General features: G+C 47.5%; 19 protein-coding genes. 17 read left to right on the top strand and 2 right to left on the bottom strand.

Annotated elements, in window-relative coordinates:
- Positions 1 to 77: 77 nt before the first annotated feature.
- From GV64_RS00690 to GV64_RS00680, 3 genes are all read left to right on the top strand, one after another.
- On the top strand, positions 78 to 512 hold the full coding sequence (locus GV64_RS00690) for a host attachment protein (RefSeq protein WP_020582530.1): 435 nt from the start codon (positions 78 to 80) through the stop codon (positions 510 to 512).
- A 32-nt stretch (positions 513 to 544) separates the two neighbouring features.
- Positions 545 to 760, top strand: coding sequence for a hypothetical protein (locus GV64_RS00685; RefSeq protein ID WP_152553883.1), 216 nt, complete (start codon positions 545 to 547; stop codon positions 758 to 760).
- A 61-nt stretch (positions 761 to 821) separates the two neighbouring features.
- Entirely contained in the window at positions 822 to 1382 is a 561-nt protein-coding gene (locus tag GV64_RS00680) for a DUF4136 domain-containing protein (protein WP_152553882.1), read from the top strand.
- An 88-nt stretch (positions 1383 to 1470) separates the two neighbouring features.
- Here GV64_RS00680 and GV64_RS00675 read toward each other — a convergent pair whose 3' ends face one another.
- Positions 1471 to 2253, bottom strand: coding sequence for a substrate-binding periplasmic protein (locus tag GV64_RS00675; RefSeq protein ID WP_020582527.1), 783 nt, complete (start codon positions 2251 to 2253; stop codon positions 1471 to 1473).
- Positions 2254 to 2883: 630 nt separating this feature from the next.
- Between GV64_RS00675 and GV64_RS00670 the strand changes: the two genes are divergently transcribed.
- The 13 genes from GV64_RS00670 (at position 2884) to GV64_RS00610 (ending at position 14682) form a co-directional block, all read left to right on the top strand.
- A complete protein-coding gene (locus GV64_RS00670) occupies positions 2884 to 4248 on the top strand; it encodes an ethanolamine ammonia-lyase subunit EutB (protein WP_020582526.1) in 1365 nt (454 codons plus the stop codon).
- A gap of 12 nt (positions 4249 to 4260) precedes the next feature.
- Entirely contained in the window at positions 4261 to 5157 is an 897-nt protein-coding gene (gene eutC, locus GV64_RS00665; RefSeq protein WP_020582525.1) for an ethanolamine ammonia-lyase subunit EutC, read from the top strand.
- Between the two features lie 25 nt (positions 5158 to 5182).
- Positions 5183 to 5836, top strand: coding sequence for an ethanolamine utilization microcompartment protein EutL (gene eutL / locus GV64_RS00660; RefSeq protein WP_020582524.1), 654 nt, complete (start codon positions 5183 to 5185; stop codon positions 5834 to 5836).
- Between the two features lie 35 nt (positions 5837 to 5871).
- Positions 5872 to 6402, top strand: coding sequence for a BMC domain-containing protein (locus GV64_RS26325; RefSeq protein ID WP_033403028.1), 531 nt, complete (start codon positions 5872 to 5874; stop codon positions 6400 to 6402).
- Between the two features lies 1 nt (position 6403).
- On the top strand, positions 6404 to 7858 hold the full coding sequence (locus tag GV64_RS00650) for an acetaldehyde dehydrogenase (acetylating) (RefSeq protein ID WP_020582522.1): 1455 nt from the start codon (positions 6404 to 6406) through the stop codon (positions 7856 to 7858).
- A 74-nt stretch (positions 7859 to 7932) separates the two neighbouring features.
- Entirely contained in the window at positions 7933 to 8220 is a 288-nt protein-coding gene (gene eutM, locus GV64_RS00645; protein WP_020582521.1) for an ethanolamine utilization microcompartment protein EutM, read from the top strand.
- A gap of 121 nt (positions 8221 to 8341) precedes the next feature.
- Positions 8342 to 9013: a phosphate propanoyltransferase gene (gene pduL / locus GV64_RS00640; protein ID WP_020582520.1), complete on the top strand. Its 672-nt coding sequence runs from the start codon at positions 8342 to 8344 to the stop codon at positions 9011 to 9013.
- A gap of 15 nt (positions 9014 to 9028) precedes the next feature.
- On the top strand, positions 9029 to 9880 hold the full coding sequence (gene eutJ / locus GV64_RS00635; protein WP_020582519.1) for an ethanolamine utilization protein EutJ: 852 nt from the start codon (positions 9029 to 9031) through the stop codon (positions 9878 to 9880).
- Between the two features lie 11 nt (positions 9881 to 9891).
- The gene (locus GV64_RS00630) at positions 9892 to 10653 is read left to right on the top strand and encodes a hypothetical protein (protein WP_020582518.1); all 762 of its coding nucleotides are present in this window, start codon (positions 9892 to 9894) and stop codon (positions 10651 to 10653) included.
- A 276-nt stretch (positions 10654 to 10929) separates the two neighbouring features.
- Entirely contained in the window at positions 10930 to 11676 is a 747-nt protein-coding gene (locus GV64_RS00625; protein ID WP_020582517.1) for a class I SAM-dependent methyltransferase, read from the top strand.
- A 242-nt stretch (positions 11677 to 11918) separates the two neighbouring features.
- The gene (locus GV64_RS00620) at positions 11919 to 13247 is read left to right on the top strand and encodes a 4Fe-4S dicluster domain-containing protein (RefSeq protein ID WP_020582516.1); all 1329 of its coding nucleotides are present in this window, start codon (positions 11919 to 11921) and stop codon (positions 13245 to 13247) included.
- A gap of 4 nt (positions 13248 to 13251) precedes the next feature.
- Positions 13252 to 13800: a BMC domain-containing protein gene (locus GV64_RS00615; RefSeq protein ID WP_020582515.1), complete on the top strand. Its 549-nt coding sequence runs from the start codon at positions 13252 to 13254 to the stop codon at positions 13798 to 13800.
- Between the two features lie 93 nt (positions 13801 to 13893).
- Complete coding sequence (locus GV64_RS00610) at positions 13894 to 14682, top strand: ABC transporter substrate-binding protein (protein WP_020582514.1); 789 nt, start codon at positions 13894 to 13896, stop codon at positions 14680 to 14682.
- 8 nt (positions 14683 to 14690) lie between these two features.
- On the opposite strand, the gene GV64_RS00605 is transcribed toward GV64_RS00610, so the two are convergent.
- Positions 14691 to 16268 (bottom strand): putative adhesin, encoded by a 1578-nt coding sequence (locus tag GV64_RS00605; RefSeq protein WP_152553881.1) that lies wholly within the window; start codon positions 16266 to 16268, stop codon positions 14691 to 14693.
- Between the two features lie 339 nt (positions 16269 to 16607).
- On the opposite strand from GV64_RS00605, the gene GV64_RS00600 reads away from it, so the two are divergent.
- Positions 16608 to 17546 (top strand): hypothetical protein, encoded by a 939-nt coding sequence (locus GV64_RS00600; RefSeq protein ID WP_152553880.1) that lies wholly within the window; start codon positions 16608 to 16610, stop codon positions 17544 to 17546.
- Positions 17547 to 17558: the final 12 nt, after the last annotated feature.

Genomic DNA, 17558 nt, shown 5'->3' with positions numbered 1-17558 from the left:
ATAGGCAATTCCTTAGTCGTTGAACTATCTTTGGACAGATATCGTACTTCGCAAGCCGTATATAGAGGTGCACGCCAATGGCATCATCCTGGGTACTGGTTGCTGATAACAGCCAAGCCAAGGTCTATCGTTTGGATCGGCACAAGAGAGTGCTGGATCTGGTTGACCAGATTGACCATGAAGAGGGCAGATGGAAGCGGCATGAGTTTGTGACGGCAGGGCCGGGCCATTCAGTTGCTTCTTCTATCGGTGGCAATGTTCGCATGGTGGGTACTGATAACTCTCCGAAAGTAAATGAGTCGGTTAACTTTGCCCATATGCTGGCTAAGTCTATTAATCATGCTCATGACCTGCACCAGTTTGAAACCCTGCGTGTCTGTGCTCCACCAAAATTACTGGGTGAAATATTACCTCTTGTTGAAAAGCACGTACCACAGGGAGAACACATCAATAAAGATCTGATCCATGAGAGCTCAGAGGAACTGCTTGAGCGTCTCACAGAGCTTCATTGAGACTGTCTTTAGATGAACTGGGCGGGGTTGTTATGAACCGGTATAGAGAGTTGGAAGAGCTGGATATCGAGTTTCAGGAGGCAGAAAGTGCCTGGCTGGAAGCGAAAGATGATGAAAGTCTCTCAGAGCAGCATAAACAGGAATATCTAAGTAAGTTGCATCATTGCCTTGAGAAACGAAAAGCCCATATTACCAAGCACTGGCATGATCCAGCGTACTACGATAAGGGACATCTAACGATTGACTGACTTCCTTCAAGCAGCCTCCAGCCAGAATTCTGTTCATCAGGGCGCTTTTCAGGAGAACGTAATGAAGCAGTACCTTACGCCTTTAATTTTGTTGTTCGTTTTGCTTGCTGGTTGCGCAGTCAAACCTGAAGTCAGCTGGGACTATAACCACCAGGTCAACTGGTCATCCATGAAAACATGGGCATGGTTCCAGCCAGGAAGGGAGAAGGATAACCGGATTATGAGCCTGATGGCCCAGCGGGTTCATTTGCAGGTATCTCAGGATCTTGCTGCAAAAGGGCTACAGGAAACAGCTGCTCAAGAGGCGAGCATGTGGTTGAGTTGGGGATTCACCGAAAAGTCCAGACTGGAGGGTACCTCTTACAACAATGGTTTTTACTATGCGCCTTATCCCTGGGTCATGAGCAACTGGCCGTCTGAAGTTGTCGTAAACAGCTATGAAGTGGGGCGCCTGACGTTAAGTGTGATTGATCCGGCAAACAATCATGTCATCTGGCAGGGGATTGCCAGTCAGCGACTGACGTCGGATATGTCGCCGGAAGAGCAGAGAGAGTACATCACTGAGTCGGTGAATAGGCTTCTGGAAAAATTACCGCCCCCTGTCAATTATATTCCCCAATAGTAATTCAGGTTCTGTTGGCAAGCTTATGTCAACAGAACCTGACCAGAGCAGTTTGTGCAAAGCATTCTGTTCTTATTAGTCGTATATCTTAGCGGTAAGCGCTGAAAATCTCTTCCACAGTTCCATCGCTGTTCATGGTATCCAGGGCAGACTGCAGGCGCTTCACAACTTCATCGGGTACTGAGGGATTCAGTGCCAGATAATCATTCGTTGATCCCACTTCAAAGATTGGCTTGATGGTTGGAATACTTTCCTTCTGGGCATAATAGTAACCACTGAATTCACCGGTAACCCAGAGATCAATTTGACCTCTTGCCAGCTTGCGGGCATTGGCATCTTCTTTCAGGCTCTCTTCGAACTGAACATTTTCTTTCTTTAGCAGGCTGGTAACAGCGTGACCTTTAACGCTGGCTACTTTGTATTTGTTGAGATCTTTCAGGCTCTTGATGGTGATTTTATTGCTGGCAAGGGTAAATACCTTGTATTTATTCTCGATCAGAGGACCAACCCATTTGAACTTGTCTTCACGCTCTGGCAGTCGTGCAGTAGAGAAAACAGCAAAATCTTTGCCGTTCACTGCCAGGCCATAGACTTTACTCCATGGGAACCTCAGGGTCATGGTGTAATCAACATCGGCACGGCTCAGCATTTCGCGGACAATATCAGTAGCAATACCATCAATCTCGGAATCTCTGGCAAAGTTCTTATCTGCAATGCTCATATTGAAGGGAGGATAGTTCTCGGTGAGAACCGTCAGTTTGAAGTTGTCGAGCGAGGTGGTGGCCATGGTGTTAGTGGCTGAAAAGCCTGCCATCAATACCAGGGCAGATAAAAACAAGGGGCGAGCAAATGACGATAGTCGCTTAAACATACTTCCGAAGCTCCATGGGGCTTTATTGTTATCGCGAGTGTTGAGCAAAATTCTTGAGCGTGGATATATACTTAATTAAAAACCATCGTGCAATGAATTGTCTGATAATCATTGATGAATGGGCTGTTTTTTTGGGCAGTTATTGACATGATGCAGACAATGCTACTTCTCCATCATTTCTTTGAATCATTATTTTTCTTTATATAACACCAGCTTTCGTAATTTAACGTATTGAATGAAGGGTTTTCCTGCTTTTTCTCCGAAGAATAATCATCCGCCCGCTCGCTCAAAAGTGACTGCTTAATTTTATATTAAGGTTATTTGAAGCCTTGAATTGATGAAATAACGCCGCTCTCTACTGGCTTGATAGCGTTGAACAAGATCTTTTGATGTGCTCGATTTGACGTAGATCATGTTTTTAAGCGTTTATCGGTGTCGTTTTGTCTGTCAGAGCTTGATCCTGATCATTTCTGTTTCCTTGCTGGGAAAAATTGATATTCATGCTCCAATTTTATTGATCTGCGTCACTTTTTATTGAGGGGTGCTCGCTGACGCATATCAAGCCGGTCTCGTGCTCATTTGGGTAGCCTTGCTGCGCTAACTCATTCAAACTCGAGGCACAGGCTCCTCATGCTTCTTAAAACCAAACTGTTTGGGAAGGTGTACAGCTTTTCCAGCATTAAAGAAGTACTCGCCAAGGCCAACGAAAAGCGTTCTGGCGACGTACTGGCGGGCATAGCCGCCGAATCAATTACTGAAATGGTAGCGGCTAAGGACGTCCTGTCCCGAATGTTGCTGTCTGATCTCCGCAATAATCCGGTCGTTCCTTATGAAGACGACGAAGTTACACGGATTATTCAGGATGATGTCAACGAAACCATCTACAACGAAATTAAAAACTGGTCTGTCGGTGAACTGCGCGAATGGCTGCTTTCTTATGAAGCCCAGAGCACTGATATCCGTCGCATCAGCCGTGGTCTGACCTCGGAAATGATCGCTGCCGTTGCCAAGCTAATGACCAATGGCGACCTAATCTACGCAGCGAGCAAGATGGATGTGCTTGCCACCTGTAATACCACCATTGGTCGTCGTGGCACTCTGGCCGCCCGTCTCCAGCCTAACCACACCACTGATAACGTAGACGGTATCCGTATCTCTACTCTGGAAGGTCTTTCCTACGGTATTGGTGACGCGGTTATCGGTCTGAACCCAGTAGACGACACTACCGACAGTATCTACCGCTGCCTGCACCAGTTCGAAGAGATCAAGCAGAAGTTTGAGATCCCGACCCAGAACTGCGTACTGGCCCATGTACTGTCACAGATGGAAGCGGTTGAGCGCGGTGCGCCTGCCGACATGATCTTCCAGTCTATTGCTGGTTCCCAGAAAGGTAACGAAGCCTTTGGTTTTAATGCCGGTCACCTGGCAGAAGCCAACGACATGATGCTCAAGCAGGGTACCTGTACTGGCCCTAACGTTATGTACTTCGAAACCGGTCAGGGTTCTGAACTGTCTTCTGATGCTCACCACGGCGCAGATCAGGTCACCATGGAAGCCCGGTGCTACGGTTTTGCCCGTCGCTACAAGCCATTCCTGGTCAATACCGTAGTTGGTTTTATCGGTCCTGAGTACCTGTACGACGGTAAGCAGGTTATCCGTGCCGGTCTGGAAGATCACTTTATGGGCAAACTGCACGGTCTGCCAATGGGTGTCGACGTTTGTTACACCAACCACATGAAGACCGACCAGAACGATAACGAATCCCTGATGACACTGCTGACTGCTGCTGGCTGTACCTACTTCATGGGTATTCCTGCCGGTGACGACATCATGCTGATGTACCAGACCAGCGGTTATCACGATGTGGCCACCATGCGTGAGCTATTCAATAAGCGCCCGATTCCAGAATTCGAAGCCTGGTGTGAGCGTATGGGCATTATGGAAAATGGCCGTCTGACTGCGAAAGCAGGCGACGCTTCTATTTTCCTGAAGTAATGAGGGCTCACCATGATTTCTGAAAATGATCTGAAAGACCTGATTGGCAAAGTCCTGAAGGAAATTGACCTTTCTGATGCCGGCAAGGAACAGGTTGTTCGCTCTGTCACCAGTCAGGTAGAAACCGCTGTCTCTAACGTTGATGACAGCGAGCTGTATGACATTACCGCTACTGAAATGTCTGACTTCTTCGCCGTAGAAAATGCGGAGAACAAGGCTGAGTACATGAAGCTCAAGGCCAAGACTCCAGCTCGCCTTGGCATTGGTAAGGCCGGTCCACGTTACAAGACGGAAACCATGTTGCGTTTTCGTGCTGACCATGCCGTTGCCATCGACTCTGTATTCAACGAAGTCGTTGAAGAGTTCGTTTCTGAAGCCGGCCTGGTCGCCGTTTCCTCACGCTGTGAAGACAAAGACATGTACGTCACCCGTCCTGACCTGGGTCGTATGATCAGTGATGAGGGTGTGGCCAAAATTCAGTCTGAGTGTCGCAAGGGTGCGGATGTTCAGATTGTGATTGCTGACGGTCTGTCCTCCAGTGCCATTACCGCCAACCTGAAAAATATCCTGCCTGCAATGAAGCAGGGTCTGGAAGGTTATGGCCTGAGTGTTGGTGACACCGTATTCATCAAGTTTGGCCGTGTGGGTGCCATGGATCATCTGACTGATCTGACCAACAGCAAGGTAACGGTCATGCTGGTGGGTGAGCGTCCAGGTCTGGCTACGGGTGAATCCATGGGTGCCTACATCACCTATGAAGGCACAGTGGGCATGGCCGAAGCAGGCCGTACCGTAATCTCCAATATCCATCGTCGCGGAACCCCTGCTGCTGAAGCGGGTGCGCACATTGCCAACATCGTTAAGAAGATGTTTGAGCAGAAGTGCAGCGGTGTTGGTTTCCGTTTCTGATCTTTGGGTATAGAGGAGTAGAACAATGAAAGGTGATCGTCTGGGTGCCAGTGTACTGGCCGTAAAAATGATTCCCAACGTCGATGCAAAAATGGCTGAAAAGCTGGGTATGCCAAAAGGCTGGAAGAGTCTGGGTATCCTGACTGCTGATGCGGATGACGTGACTTACTGCGCACTGGATGAAGCGTGCAAGAACGCTGAAGTCAGTGTTGTCATGGGCAAGAGCTTCTATGGTGGTGCTGCCAACGCAAACAGCAAGCTGGCTGGTGAAGTGATCGGTATGCTGGCAGGCCCAAGTCCGGCCGAAGTTCGCAGTGGCCTGAATGTCGCCATCGATTTTATTGAAAATGAGTTTTCATTCTACAGCGCGAATGAAGACGACAGCATTGCCTATTTCGCCCAGTGCATTTCACGTACCGGTTCTTTCCTGTCCGGTCTGGCTGAAATTAATGAAGGTGAAGCTCTTGCTTACCTGATTGCACCGCCTCTGGAAGCCATGTACGCACTGGATGCAGCCATGAAGGCGGCGGATGTCCAGTTGTGCCAGTTGTTTGAGCCTCCTTCAGAGACCAACTTTGGTGGCGCTCTGCTCACTGGCAGCCAGTCTGCCTGTAAAGCGGCCTGTGATGCTTTCGCCGATGCGGTGAAGTTTGTTGCAGATAACCCAAAGCACTTCTGATTGGCCTTTAAGAGTACACGATGGAGGGGCTGGCGATGAGAACACAAGAGGCAGCAGGGTTTATTGAAACATTTGGCTTCCTCCCGGCGGTGGAAGCGGCGGATGTCTGTCTGAAAACCGCCAATGTCAGCCTGGTCTCAAAACAGAACTCCGGTGGTGGTCTGGTTACGATCATCATCCGGGGGGATGTCGGTGCCGTTAAAGCGGCTATTGAAGCCGGAACGATGGCAGCGGATCGTGTTGGCAAGGTGGTATCTACCCACGTGATTGCCCGACCAGTCACTGAGCTGAATGCTCTTCTGGCTGGAACGACCGAAAAAACGGCTCCTGTCGTTTCGCAACCAGAAGCAGAATCACAGCCAGAAACTGTGGTTACTGAAGGGACGATGGAGACTAATGGTTCATCTGCACCAACGATGGATGAATTACAGGCTTTCAGAACCGTTGAATTGAGAAACATGGCCAGACAGTTATCTGACTTCCCAATGAGCAAACAGGAAATCAAGTTTGCCAAGAAGGATGCGCTGATTCAGGCGATGGTCGAATATCACCAGAGGGTGAAGTAAATTGGAACTGCTCGATAAAGACCTTGCTTCCATTCAGGAAGTAAGAAACCTGATCCGCCGGGCCAAAGAAGCCCAGAGAGTACTGGCAGATTACAGCCAGGCTCAGGTGGACGCTCTGGTCGAAGCAATGGCTCGTACCGGTGAAGCCAATGCCAGCCGTCTGGCTGAAATGGCGGTTGAAGAAACTGGCTTTGGTAAAGTTCAGGATAAGATCACCAAGAACATGATTGCCAGTAAGCATCTTGCTGAATCTGTTCGCTCCATGAGAACCATCGGCATCATTGCTGAAGACCCTGCAAAGAAAATGCAGGAAGTTGCTGTGCCTTTTGGTGTGGTTGCTGGTCTTGTGCCATCGACCAACCCAACGTCGACTGCTATTTATAAATCCATTATCTCCATCAAGGCAGGTAATGCGGTCATCATCAGCCCACACCCATCGGCGCTGAAGTGCATCGGTGAAACCGTGCGCCTGCTGAGAGAAACGCTTCAGAGTCTGGGCGCACCAGCTGACTTGATCTCTGTAATGACTCAGCCAACGCTGGAAGGCACCAGTGAACTGATGAAGAATGAAGGCACAGGCATCATTCTCGCCACTGGCGGTTCTGCCATGGTTAAGGCTGCTTACAGCTCCGGTAACCCTGCTCTGGGTGTTGGTCCGGGTAACGTACCGGCCTTTATTGAACGAACTGCAGATATCAAGAAAGCAGTGTCGTACATCCTGATGAGCAAGACATTCGATAACGGAACCGTCTGTGCATCTGAGCAGCATGTGGTTACTGAACATGTGATCGCTGATCAGGTTAAGGCAGAAATGATTGCCCAGGGCTGCTACTTCCTGAACGAGACAGAAACCGTTCGGGTTGAGAAAGTGATTGTTGGTCCAAGAGGCACACTGAACGCTCGTATCGTCGGTAAGCCAGCGGTAGAAATCGCTCGCATGGCTGGTCTGGAAATTCCAGCTGCTACCCGTGTGCTGGTGGCTGAACAGGGGCGTGAGTGCGTTGGTAAGCAACATCCATTCTCTTGGGAAAAACTGTCGCCACTGCTCGGTTTCTACCGAACAAATGATGCTCATGAAGCCTGTGAACTTTGCCTTGAGTTACTGAATTACGAAGGTGCTGGTCACTCATTGGCGATTCACACTCAGAACAATGATCTGGTTCGTGAATTTGCACTGAAGAAGCCGGTTTCCCGATTAGTGGTGAATACACCATCGACTCATGGTGCTGTTGGAGCAACCACCGGTCTTCCACCCGCCTTTACCCTGGGTTGTGGCAGTGTGGGTGGTTCAGCCACTTCAGACAACGTGACACCTCTGCATCTGTTTAACAAGCGCTATGTCGCCTATGGCATCTGTGAGCCAGAAACTCCAGTTGCTCAGGTGCCTGCTGCAGTAACAGAACTGGATATTGAAGCAATCACCCGCATGGTGATTGAAAAGCTGAAAGCACTTTAAGTGCTTTCAGATGAAACATAACTTTTTAACGTATTAAAACGTCTCCCCCGGGAGACCATCAGGAGAAACAAATAATGGCTATCTCTAACGCTCTGGGCATGGTTGAAACTAAAGGTCTGGTTGCTGCTGTCGAAGCTGCTGACGCTATGGTTAAAGCTGCGAACGTGACTCTGGTTGGTAAAGAGAACATCGGTAGTGGTCTGGTAACCATCATGGTTCGTGGTGACGTTGGTGCTGTTAAAGCGGCTACTGATGCTGGCGCTGCGGCTGCTGAGCGTGTTGGTGAACTGGTTTCCGTACACGTTATCCCGCGTCCACACGGCGAAGTTGAAGTGATCCTGCCTCAGGCTAAAGGCGAGTAATTTTCTATTACTCACTGCAGGAGCATAAAGACACGTAGAAAAGCGGTTTTCCCAGTCTTTGTGCTTCTGCTCTTCAGCTTAACATTGGCCATATGGCCAATGCCGATTGTGAGACATCGCTGTGAATACCCTCGTTAACGAACAACTCCTGAAAGAAATTATTGATCAGGTGATTGTTGAATGCACTGCGCAGACTCTGTCGTCTTTAGAGGCTGAAAGCAGTAAGAAAGAAATCCCTGTTGAAACTTCTGCCCGCCATGTTCACCTGTGCCAGAAAGACGTAGAAGCGTTATTTGGTGCTGGTCACCAGTTGACCCCCGCTCGTGAACTCTCCCAGCCAGGTCAGTATCTGTGTGAAGAACGTGTCACTGTGATTGGCCCAAAGGGTACCTTTGAGAAGGTAGCGGTACTTGGGCCAGCTCGCCCAGAAAGTCAGGTGGAAATTTCCCGCACTGATGCCCGTCAGCTGGGTGTTAATGCAGTATTGAAAGAGTCCGGAGATATTTCCGGTACCCCCGGAGTATTCCTTTATTCCGGCAAAGGTATGGTACAGCTGGATAAGGGCGTCATTGTTGCCCGTAACCATATCCACATGACCACTGCCGATGCCCAGCGTCTTGGAGTTCAGGACAAGCAGGAAGTGGATGTTCGGATTGAAACGGATCGTCCGGTTACCTTCCATCGAGTTCTGGTCAGGGTAAAAGACAGCTTTTCTCTGGCAATGCATATTGATTTTGATGAAGCCAATGCGGTTGGTCTACCGGCCAATGCAAAAGGTGAGTTAATAGCTTAACGGTAATAAACGACTATGTCTGAATTTAATCCTGAGCGCGTCAGCAAGCTGATCCAGAAAGTGGAGAATAGTCTGACACACACTGCACAGGTTACCGATGCTGACAAGCTGGTGGTGGGTGTAGATCTTGGTACTGCCTACATCGTTCTGGTGGTGCTGGATCATCATGGTGAGCCAGTTGCCACGGAAATGCAGTTTGCCCAGGTGTTGAAGGATGGTCTGGTCGTTGATTACATCGGTGCGCTGAATATTGTCCGTCAGCTCAAGGAAAAGCTGGAGACACGTCTGCAGGTCTCCCTGGAAAAAGCAGCCATTGCCATGCCTTCCAATACGCCAGAGTCAGTCTGCAAAACTCATCGATATGTAGTGGAGGGCGCAGGTATGGAAGTGGTGAATATGTTGGATGAGCCCACCGCTGCCAACCGGGTACTTGGTATTCGAAATGGCGCTGTGGTGGATATTGGTGGTGGGACAACCGGACTTTCTATTTTTAAAGACGGCGAAGTGATCTATACCGCAGACGAAGCGACCGGTGGCACGCATCTGTCACTTGTACTGGCGGGTCACTATAAAACCAGCTTTGAAGAAGCAGAAGAGCAGAAAAAAGATTCTGCGAACCATCGTGATGTGGTGGCCATTGTCCGTCCGGTGATTGAGAAGATGGGCTCCATTGTTCATCAGCACATTCAGGGCTTCGACGTAAAAGATATCTATCTAGTAGGTGGCACAACCTGCCTGCCGGAGTTTGAGCAAATTGTCGAAAAGCAGACCGGTGTTACCACCTGGAAGCCGGAAAATCCATTCCTGGTGACGCCACTGGGCATTGCAATCAGCGCATTAGAAGCCGAGAACCTTTTGGAATCATAAGGAAAGCCATAATGAATACCGATGTACTGGTTGAATTGATTGCCAAACGGGTAATGGAGCAGCTGTTGGCTCTGCAGGGGCAATCGGTAATCAATAAGCCTCTTCAATCCGTTCTGGTTGTAGGAGACTGCGATAACCGGCAGCAGCTGGAACAGACTCTGGGCAATAACTATTCATTGTCGTTTACTGCTGATCGACAGAATGATGGATGTCCGCAACCGGCACGTCTGGAACTGGCAAAGTATGACCATATTATTCTGGCCAGCCTGTCCAACAGTCTGTTGTCAGCTCTGGCGATTGGGCTGGAACGGGGCAGTGAAGGCTGTGTGATTGTTGAGAGCCTGCTGCTGGGTAAAACAGTTCATATTCTGGAAGAGGGTATTGTCTATCGTCGTTTTCGTGATACGGCTAATCCTGCTTTTTACCAGGTTTTCCAGAATAAGGAAGCAACGCTTTGCTCTTTTGGTATGGCAGTAGTGACACTGGACAGTCTATCTGATGCTCTGACTGGTGTTGATACACCAGAGAAGCCAGAAAATGCTTCTATTAATGAAGTGGTCTACCAGGTCAGTGCTCCGAAAGAAAGATCCTATATTGAGCCAAAGCTTGCAGATAAGGGTGTTTTTAACCTTGAGCAGCGAGTTGTTGGGGAAAAGGATCTTCGAGCCTGTTATGAACAGGGGTATCGGAAAATCAGGCTTCAGGAAAGAGCCCTGATTACCCCGCTGGCAAAAGACTTTCTGCGAATGAAAGATGGTTTAGAATTAGTTTAATCCTTCGCAAACCCCCCAACAGGCTTGCCAATGATTGCGTCTAGCTTATCGTTGGTAGGCTTACTTGTTTACTCCCAATAAAAAACAACTATTCCTATTGTCCATGTTACAGGCGGACTCTTCTGTCTGGTCTATGCTGTGTAAGCATTCAGTTGTCCTTCTTCCGTCTTTATGGTGCTTATTTCTATGTGGTTGAGCTGATGAATATTTGATCAATGACTGATTATTTCTCAACAGTGCTGATGTAAATGGTCTCGCGTTTTTCAGGAGGTTTACTTGGAAAAGCATCGATCAACGATTGGGTATGATGCCCAGGAATTTTCGAAAACTGAGCTGTTGCCGCTTCGGCTTTGGGTTGAACGCTGGAATATCTACCAAGCGGTTATCAGTTCTAATGTTCAGCTGAATGGCTCTATGGTTGGCGACTTTGGCTCTGGGACTGGTTATTACACTCGTATGTTGATTGATATGGGAGCTGCCAGAGTTATCGCTATTGATACCGACCCCGGTATGATCGGCACAGCAAGGAAAGAGAGTCTCCTCTATAACCCTCTTATCAAATATGAAAATGCACCTGTAGAAAATACCAGTGGCAGGGCAAACTGCCAATTGGTGCTGGGGACGTATTTAATGAACTATCCCAAAACTGCAGAGGAAGCCGTTTTATATTGTCAGGCCATTGCAAGCCATTTATCGCCTTCAGGAGTATTTATCGGCTATATGAATAACCCTTTTGAAAGGGCTGGTGGTCGCCAGTATAAGCAATATGGTTTTTGGAAAGAATATGGTGCCGACCTCGAAGGTGACTACTCTGGCTGTTGGGTTGATGTTCATATTGACGGGATGTCCAGCCCGATAAGAAATTATCATCTATTTCCAGAAGTGTATGAGTGGGCATTCAGGGAAGCTGGCATGAGTATGCAATGGCGAGAAGTTGAGCTACATCCTGGGCAGAAAGGTAACTCATATTGGGATTGTTTCTTTGAAGGTATGGCACCTTATAAATTAATCATTGCTGCATAATTAGTAATGTGCATGAAGTCTATTCTATTTCTTTTCCTGCTTCGCGCCTGATTCAACTCTAATTTCCGAGCCTTTATGGCTATTGATACAGATCAATAATTGATAATGCCCTGATATTGACCTGACACAGGGGCTCCCGGGCTCACAAACGATATTATCTGTTCACTTTTTGTTAACCCTGTTTTGTGAGGTTCGTGCTCTGCGGCCTCACCTTCTTTTTTTATCACTATTCCGGAAATACCATGGATCTAGTTGAACTTGTCCGACAGGCCGGAGTGGTCGGTGCCGGTGGTGCCGGTTTTCCTACCCACGTCAAATTAAACGCTGAAGCTGAATATCTGATTATCAATGCCGCAGAGTGTGAGCCTTTGCTGCAGACCGATCAGTTTCTGATGCGGGAAAGAACCGCTGAACTGATCGGCGGTATCCTTCTGACCAAAGCACAGGTTAAGGCACGTAAAGCAGTTATCGCCGTTAAGGGGAAATACGCCCGTGAAGTTGCCTGCCTGAAGGAAACCATTGCCCGGTTGGAAGCCGATGTTGAAATTCATGACCTGCAGAACTTTTACCCTGCCGGTGATGAACAGATGACGGTATTTGAAGTTACTGGTCGTTCAGTGCCACCAGGTGGGATTCCTCTGAATGTTGGTTGTGTGGTCTCCAATGTCATGACCATGATCAATGTTTTTGAAGCCAGCCAGAACCAGCCAGTGACGGACAAATATGTCTCCATTCTAGGTGAAGTGAAAGAGCCTCGCCTGATACGTGTGCCTTTGGGAACACCGTTTGAAGACTGTCTGGCTGCCGCTGGTGGAACCACCATCAGTGATTACTGCATTATTCGTGGTGGTCCAATGATGGGTGGCATGGTGAGTAAAGACCAGCTTCCAGGCATGACCATCACCAAAACGGATGGTGCCCTGATTGTTATCCCTGCCGATCATTACCTGGTGACCCGCGCCACGGAAACAGAAGCGCAGGTATTGAACCGGGCTAAAACCTGTATTCAGTGTGGTTTTTGCACAGAGCAATGTCCTCGTTATCTGATCGGTCACCCTCTGCATCCGCACAAGATGATGAAAGCGGTGAAATATGCAGAAGAGATTAATGAGTCTCATAAAGAAGCACTGCTGTGCTGTGGTTGTGGTGTTTGTGAGATGTACTCCTGCCCAATGGGTATTTCGCCTCGCAAGGTGAATCTCTACATTGCCGGTAAACTGCGTGAAAAGGGTATTCGTTATCAGCACGATGGCAGCGAAATCATTGCCCGCGATGGTCGTGAATTTCGAAAGGTTCCGCCCACAAGACTGGTTTCACGCCTGGATCTGAATGACTATGACCATCAGCCACTTCATGAATTCCGCGAAGTCATTATGGATAAAGTCAGTATCTCCCTGCGACAGCATATCGGTGCCAGCAGTGAGGCTGTCGTCAGTGCAGGGGATACCGTTGTTAAAGGGCAGTTAATCGGGGCAACACCGGAAGGGCAGTTGGGTTCGATGATCCATGCCAGCATTAATGGTCAGGTGGTTGAAGTCAATGAGCGCCAGGTAGTGATTGCCCGAGGATAACCGTATGAGTAAAGCATTGGGTATGCTGGAGTTCACCAGCATTGCAAAAGGGATGGAAGCTGCGGACGCCATGACCAAGGCTGCAGACATTCGTCTGGAAGAAGCAAAAACTATTTGTCCGGGCAAATACCTGATCATTGTTTCTGGCGATGTGGCTGCAGTAAGCGCTGCTGTCGAAGCGGGAGAAGCGGTTGGCAGACAAACAATCGTTGATCGTCTGCTGATTGCCAGTATTCATGAAGAGCTGTTGGCAGGGCTGAATGGATCTAACGACATTGGTAATGTGAATTCTGTTGGCGTTATTGAGTTCTTCAGTGTTGCCTCTGCAGTGATTGCGGCTGATGCTGCTGCCAAGGCTGCCGACGTTAAAATGATTGAAGTACGTCTGGCCATGGCCATTGGTGGTAAGTCATTTATCGTGATGACCGGTGAGCTCTCTGCTGTTAATGCGGCAGTTGATGCTGGTGTGATGGCGGCAAGGGATGCCGGTATGTTGATTGGTAAGACCGTAATACCATCACCCACTAAAGAGTTTTTCCAGAAGCTGCTTTAAACAACGCTTTAATTGATACAGCAAAGCCCATTTGCCTTTGGCAAGTGGGCTTTTTAATATCCAGTCCGGCAAATCAACATTGAGGTCATGAGAATGTCCCGCCAGTTCATTGATCAGATGCAGTATTCAGTAAACGTTAGTGATAAGCCGATGAGGATTATCTCCTTGGTTCCATCGATGACCGAACTGTTGTTTGATCTCGGTCTGGAAGACCAGATTGTTGGTGTAACACGTTACTGTGTTCACCCAGAGCGGGCACGCAAAGAAAAAACGATCATTGGTGGGCCTAAGACGTTTGATTTTGAAGTTATAGATGCCTTGCAGCCAGATTTGATCCTCGGTAACAAGGAAGAGAACTACAAAGAAGGCATTGAGCAACTCCAGCAGAAATACCCAACATGGCTTTGTGATATTCACAATCTGGATGATGCTCTGGCCATGATTGCTTCAGTGGGCCAGTTAACAAACACAGAAGACAAAGCCAACGCCATCGTCAGCGACATCAAATCCAGAATGGCTCTGTTGAGCTCTGAAAAGACGCTTCGTGTTGCTTATTTTATCTGGCGAAAACCCTATCGCGTTGCAGCAGGTAATACTTTCATCAATGAGATGCTGAAGCTTTGTGGTATGGAGAATGTATTTGCGGATTTGAACCGCTACCCTGAAGTGACCATTGAGCAGTTAAAAGCAGTGGAGCCGGATATGCTGCTTTTATCTTCTGAACCTTATCCATTTAAAGAGAAGCATTGTCAGGAGTTTACCGAACTGGGTGTTTCTGCCAGAACTCAACTGGTGGATGGTGAAATGTTTTGCTGGACGGGCAGTCATCTACGATTGGCTGCTGATTATTTTATCGCCTTGAGAGAGGAGTTTGCTCAGTAGAAATGCTTCTACCTCACTCGTGGCCCCATTTGTGAAAGGCGGTTCTGCTTTGCTCTCTCAATATTATCAAGGGCTTTTGTCATACTAACTTCACCTTTTTGTTGAGGGCGGCATACATTCATAATGATATTTTTATACTCAACACCCTGTTGGGAAAACGCTTTCATTAAATCTTGAGTAGATACGTGTCCGGACATATTGGGGTCAAGCATAAACATATTGAAATTGTTGATACGACCATCTGCTTTTGCCGATAGTTTAAAGAATTGCATCAATTGTGCGGTTTTTTCCAAGCTTAAATCATACTTGTCACCCTGTTCTTTGGTGATTGGTGACAAGTGATAGTTTGTCATACTTATGCCACTCCCATGATCCATACTTCCGTATATTTGGTCATCATGACTGAAATCGATTTGGCCCCTGGAGATCGCATCAGCCTGCATCCATGGGGCGACTTCAAATGTTTGATTTCTTCTGGCAGACATCAAAAATCGTGTATTGACTGGTGTAGTGAATGGAGGGATTTTCTCCCCGCCGGCATAGTATCCTCCTCCATGTGCTTCAACGAGAAGTGTCGTTGGTCTTGGCTCTCCCTGGGTTCTTGGGTTACTGAATATATAGCCCACTGGCGAACCGTTTATTTCAATCGGTCTTATATTGATCCCAAATTTTTTATGCAGACGGCTCAACTCAGTATGAGGTGTTAACTGGGTTCTGGAACTACTTTTTGGTGGTCGAGGGGGGAGTGGAGGCTGTTTACCAGCCTTTCCTTTGGGGGGGCGCGGTGGCGGTGGTGCGGGATAGTCAGGAGGCAGGTCTAAATCACCAGCTGGTTCAAAAGTAATTTCTGGCTTGCCAGTATTGACTTGCAGACCTATATCAGCAGCATCTAAAGAATCCAGTGACTGAGTACTGCCAGAAATACTACCATTAAGGCTAGAAGTTGACCCCCAGTCAGATGACCATGTATTGATTGAGCCAGTGCTGCCGGAGAGACTGCTTTCTTTGTCATAGTGTGGTTTTGGCTGAAAGGTTCCAAAAATAGGCTCACCTTCTGCATCCAGAGAATCCAGTGATTGCGTACTGCCAGAAATACTGCTGCCTATAGCACTGTCGAGACTGGAAGTTGAGCTCCAACCAGAATGTAATGTATTTAATGATGTATGACTTCCGGAAATACTGCTGCCTTTAGCACTATCGAGACTGGTTGTTGAGCCCCAGTCTGGGGGGGGATTATCGCTACTGGCGAGATGTTCGTTAAGGAGTTGAATATCAGGCAAACTGGCGTGGGTTCCTTCTGATGCTTTCCAGGCGATGATGAGCTTTTGAGCCATTGCCGGTGAAACTTTCCTGTCCTTTAATCCCAGGGTTTTAACCGCTAAGTCAGCACCTTTAACTGGCTTTTCCTGCTTGTTTTTTGAGCTGATTTTAGGTTTTTCTGCAGAAAATTTAACTTCCTTACCCTTAAATTTTGCTACCAGTACTTTGTTCTCTGCGCCTTTCTTAGATGCTAATTTATTGATTTGACTAATTTGAGATGCACTGAGTGAGTTGATTCCGCCATTGCTACCCATAATGACTGTCATCCTTGACCTTTAAGTTATTTCTTAATTATAGCCTTGTACTGGTTTTGACTTTTTAATCATGGCTTTTAATTATTTGACCTCGTTTATAAGCTTGGGCAATTTATAGTTAACTGACTTTGTATAACTATATGATTTTTTTGTAATTAGTCCGTTTCTTTGGCTAAAAGCCAGGTTGATTGACTGTGCTAAGGTTATTTCAAGCTAGTAAGAAAGCATGGAAGCTTAATTATGGGGACGGAGATATCATCAGGTGCGGGAAGTGTAAATTCAGGTCAGCTTAGTAATGCTCCGAATAGGGGGGGTTCTCCGAGCATAGGAAAGCACAATTCACGTCAAGTTATGGACCTTCCAGAAGTATCGCCACAATTACCACCAAATGAGACTGCTGAAAGCGGCGTGAAAAATGCCCCAAGTCTCTCTGAGAGGTCTTCAGAAGTCCGTTCGAATATTTCCAGCAAGCTGAATCCTGATAAAACTCCAGAATATCAGAATAGCCTTAAAGGGATAGATTCTAACTCCACTGCATCGAAGAGAATAAATACTGTCAGGGAGAATATAAGTAGTTCCTTCTCGATGTCCATCCAGGATGTGACTGTAGGAGAAAGTAGCACAGACAATAATCCTGATCAGATTAAATCCCTGAAAGGGGTGGGGACTCAGGCAGCAACATTAAGCCGAGCAGAGAATTCGAGTCAGCCTCCAAAAATGTCGAAATTACAAGAAGCTCCCCAATCAAATTCTCAGGTGCAAACCAAAAGAGAAGTTCGGTTTGCCAGAACTGAAGCGAATACTGCAGGTAAGATATCAACGAAAAGTGTGGATAAACAAAAGGTCAAGTTGGATAAGCAAGCTCTCCAACCTAATATGCCTGTAAAGAAAGCTTCAAATGAGCGCAAGGTGTCAGATTCTTCTGCTTTGGCGACAGGAGCAAAAAAAGCCGGAACAGCAACGCTGGCTGGTTTAGCTGGAACTGTCGGATTTATAGCTGGTATTGCTGCTGCTCCATTTAAAGGCTTTATTGATGCCGTTGGATCGGGTCAAGAAAGTGATAAGAGACAAAAAGAAAAAAATAAGCATCATGAAAGTGATGGCGGGCTTCCAGCTGTTTTGATTTCATTGCCGATTCATATCATTAAAAATTTTGCGGCTTTACCGGCAGCGATGGCTATTAGGGCGAGTACTGCAACAAATCACAGTTTGTCTGGTGATCAGAGCGTTTCGAAAGCAGAAAAATGGGCAAAAGACTTCATGGCGATGCCTGATGTGAGCGATGATTAAGTGATAAGACTT

It is taken from the genome of Endozoicomonas elysicola, from assembly GCF_000710775.1.
Lineage (GTDB): Bacteria > Pseudomonadota > Gammaproteobacteria > Pseudomonadales > Endozoicomonadaceae > Endozoicomonas > Endozoicomonas elysicola.
The sequence above is the reverse complement of the archived record's forward strand: the minus strand, read 5'-3'. Positions and strand labels throughout refer to the sequence as shown.

Bases quoted from the DNA above. Each gene is read 5' to 3' on its own strand.
- GV64_RS00690 (WP_020582530.1), top strand. From the start codon at position 78: ATGGCATCATCCTGGGTACTGGTTGCTGATAACAGCCAAGCCAAGGTC.
- GV64_RS00615 (WP_020582515.1), top strand. From the start codon at position 13,252: ATGAGTAAAGCATTGGGTATGCTGGAGTTCACCAGCATTGCAAAAGGG.
- eutC (WP_020582525.1), top strand. From the start codon at position 4,261: ATGATTTCTGAAAATGATCTGAAAGACCTGATTGGCAAAGTCCTGAAG.
- GV64_RS00680 (WP_152553882.1), top strand. From the start codon at position 822: ATGAAGCAGTACCTTACGCCTTTAATTTTGTTGTTCGTTTTGCTTGCT.
- GV64_RS00630 (WP_020582518.1), top strand. From the start codon at position 9,892: ATGAATACCGATGTACTGGTTGAATTGATTGCCAAACGGGTAATGGAG.
- eutJ (WP_020582519.1), top strand. From the start codon at position 9,029: ATGTCTGAATTTAATCCTGAGCGCGTCAGCAAGCTGATCCAGAAAGTG.
- GV64_RS00675 (WP_020582527.1), bottom strand. From the start codon at position 2,253: ATGTTTAAGCGACTATCGTCATTTGCTCGCCCCTTGTTTTTATCTGCC.
- eutL (WP_020582524.1), top strand. From the start codon at position 5,183: ATGAAAGGTGATCGTCTGGGTGCCAGTGTACTGGCCGTAAAAATGATT.
- GV64_RS26325 (WP_033403028.1), top strand. From the start codon at position 5,872: ATGAGAACACAAGAGGCAGCAGGGTTTATTGAAACATTTGGCTTCCTC.
- GV64_RS00605 (WP_152553881.1), bottom strand. From the start codon at position 16,268: ATGACAGTCATTATGGGTAGCAATGGCGGAATCAACTCACTCAGTGCA.
- GV64_RS00620 (WP_020582516.1), top strand. From the start codon at position 11,919: ATGGATCTAGTTGAACTTGTCCGACAGGCCGGAGTGGTCGGTGCCGGT.
- GV64_RS00685 (WP_152553883.1), top strand. From the start codon at position 545: ATGAACCGGTATAGAGAGTTGGAAGAGCTGGATATCGAGTTTCAGGAG.
- GV64_RS00610 (WP_020582514.1), top strand. From the start codon at position 13,894: ATGTCCCGCCAGTTCATTGATCAGATGCAGTATTCAGTAAACGTTAGT.
- GV64_RS00670 (WP_020582526.1), top strand. From the start codon at position 2,884: ATGCTTCTTAAAACCAAACTGTTTGGGAAGGTGTACAGCTTTTCCAGC.
- GV64_RS00600 (WP_152553880.1), top strand. From the start codon at position 16,608: ATGGACCTTCCAGAAGTATCGCCACAATTACCACCAAATGAGACTGCT.
- eutM (WP_020582521.1), top strand. From the start codon at position 7,933: ATGGCTATCTCTAACGCTCTGGGCATGGTTGAAACTAAAGGTCTGGTT.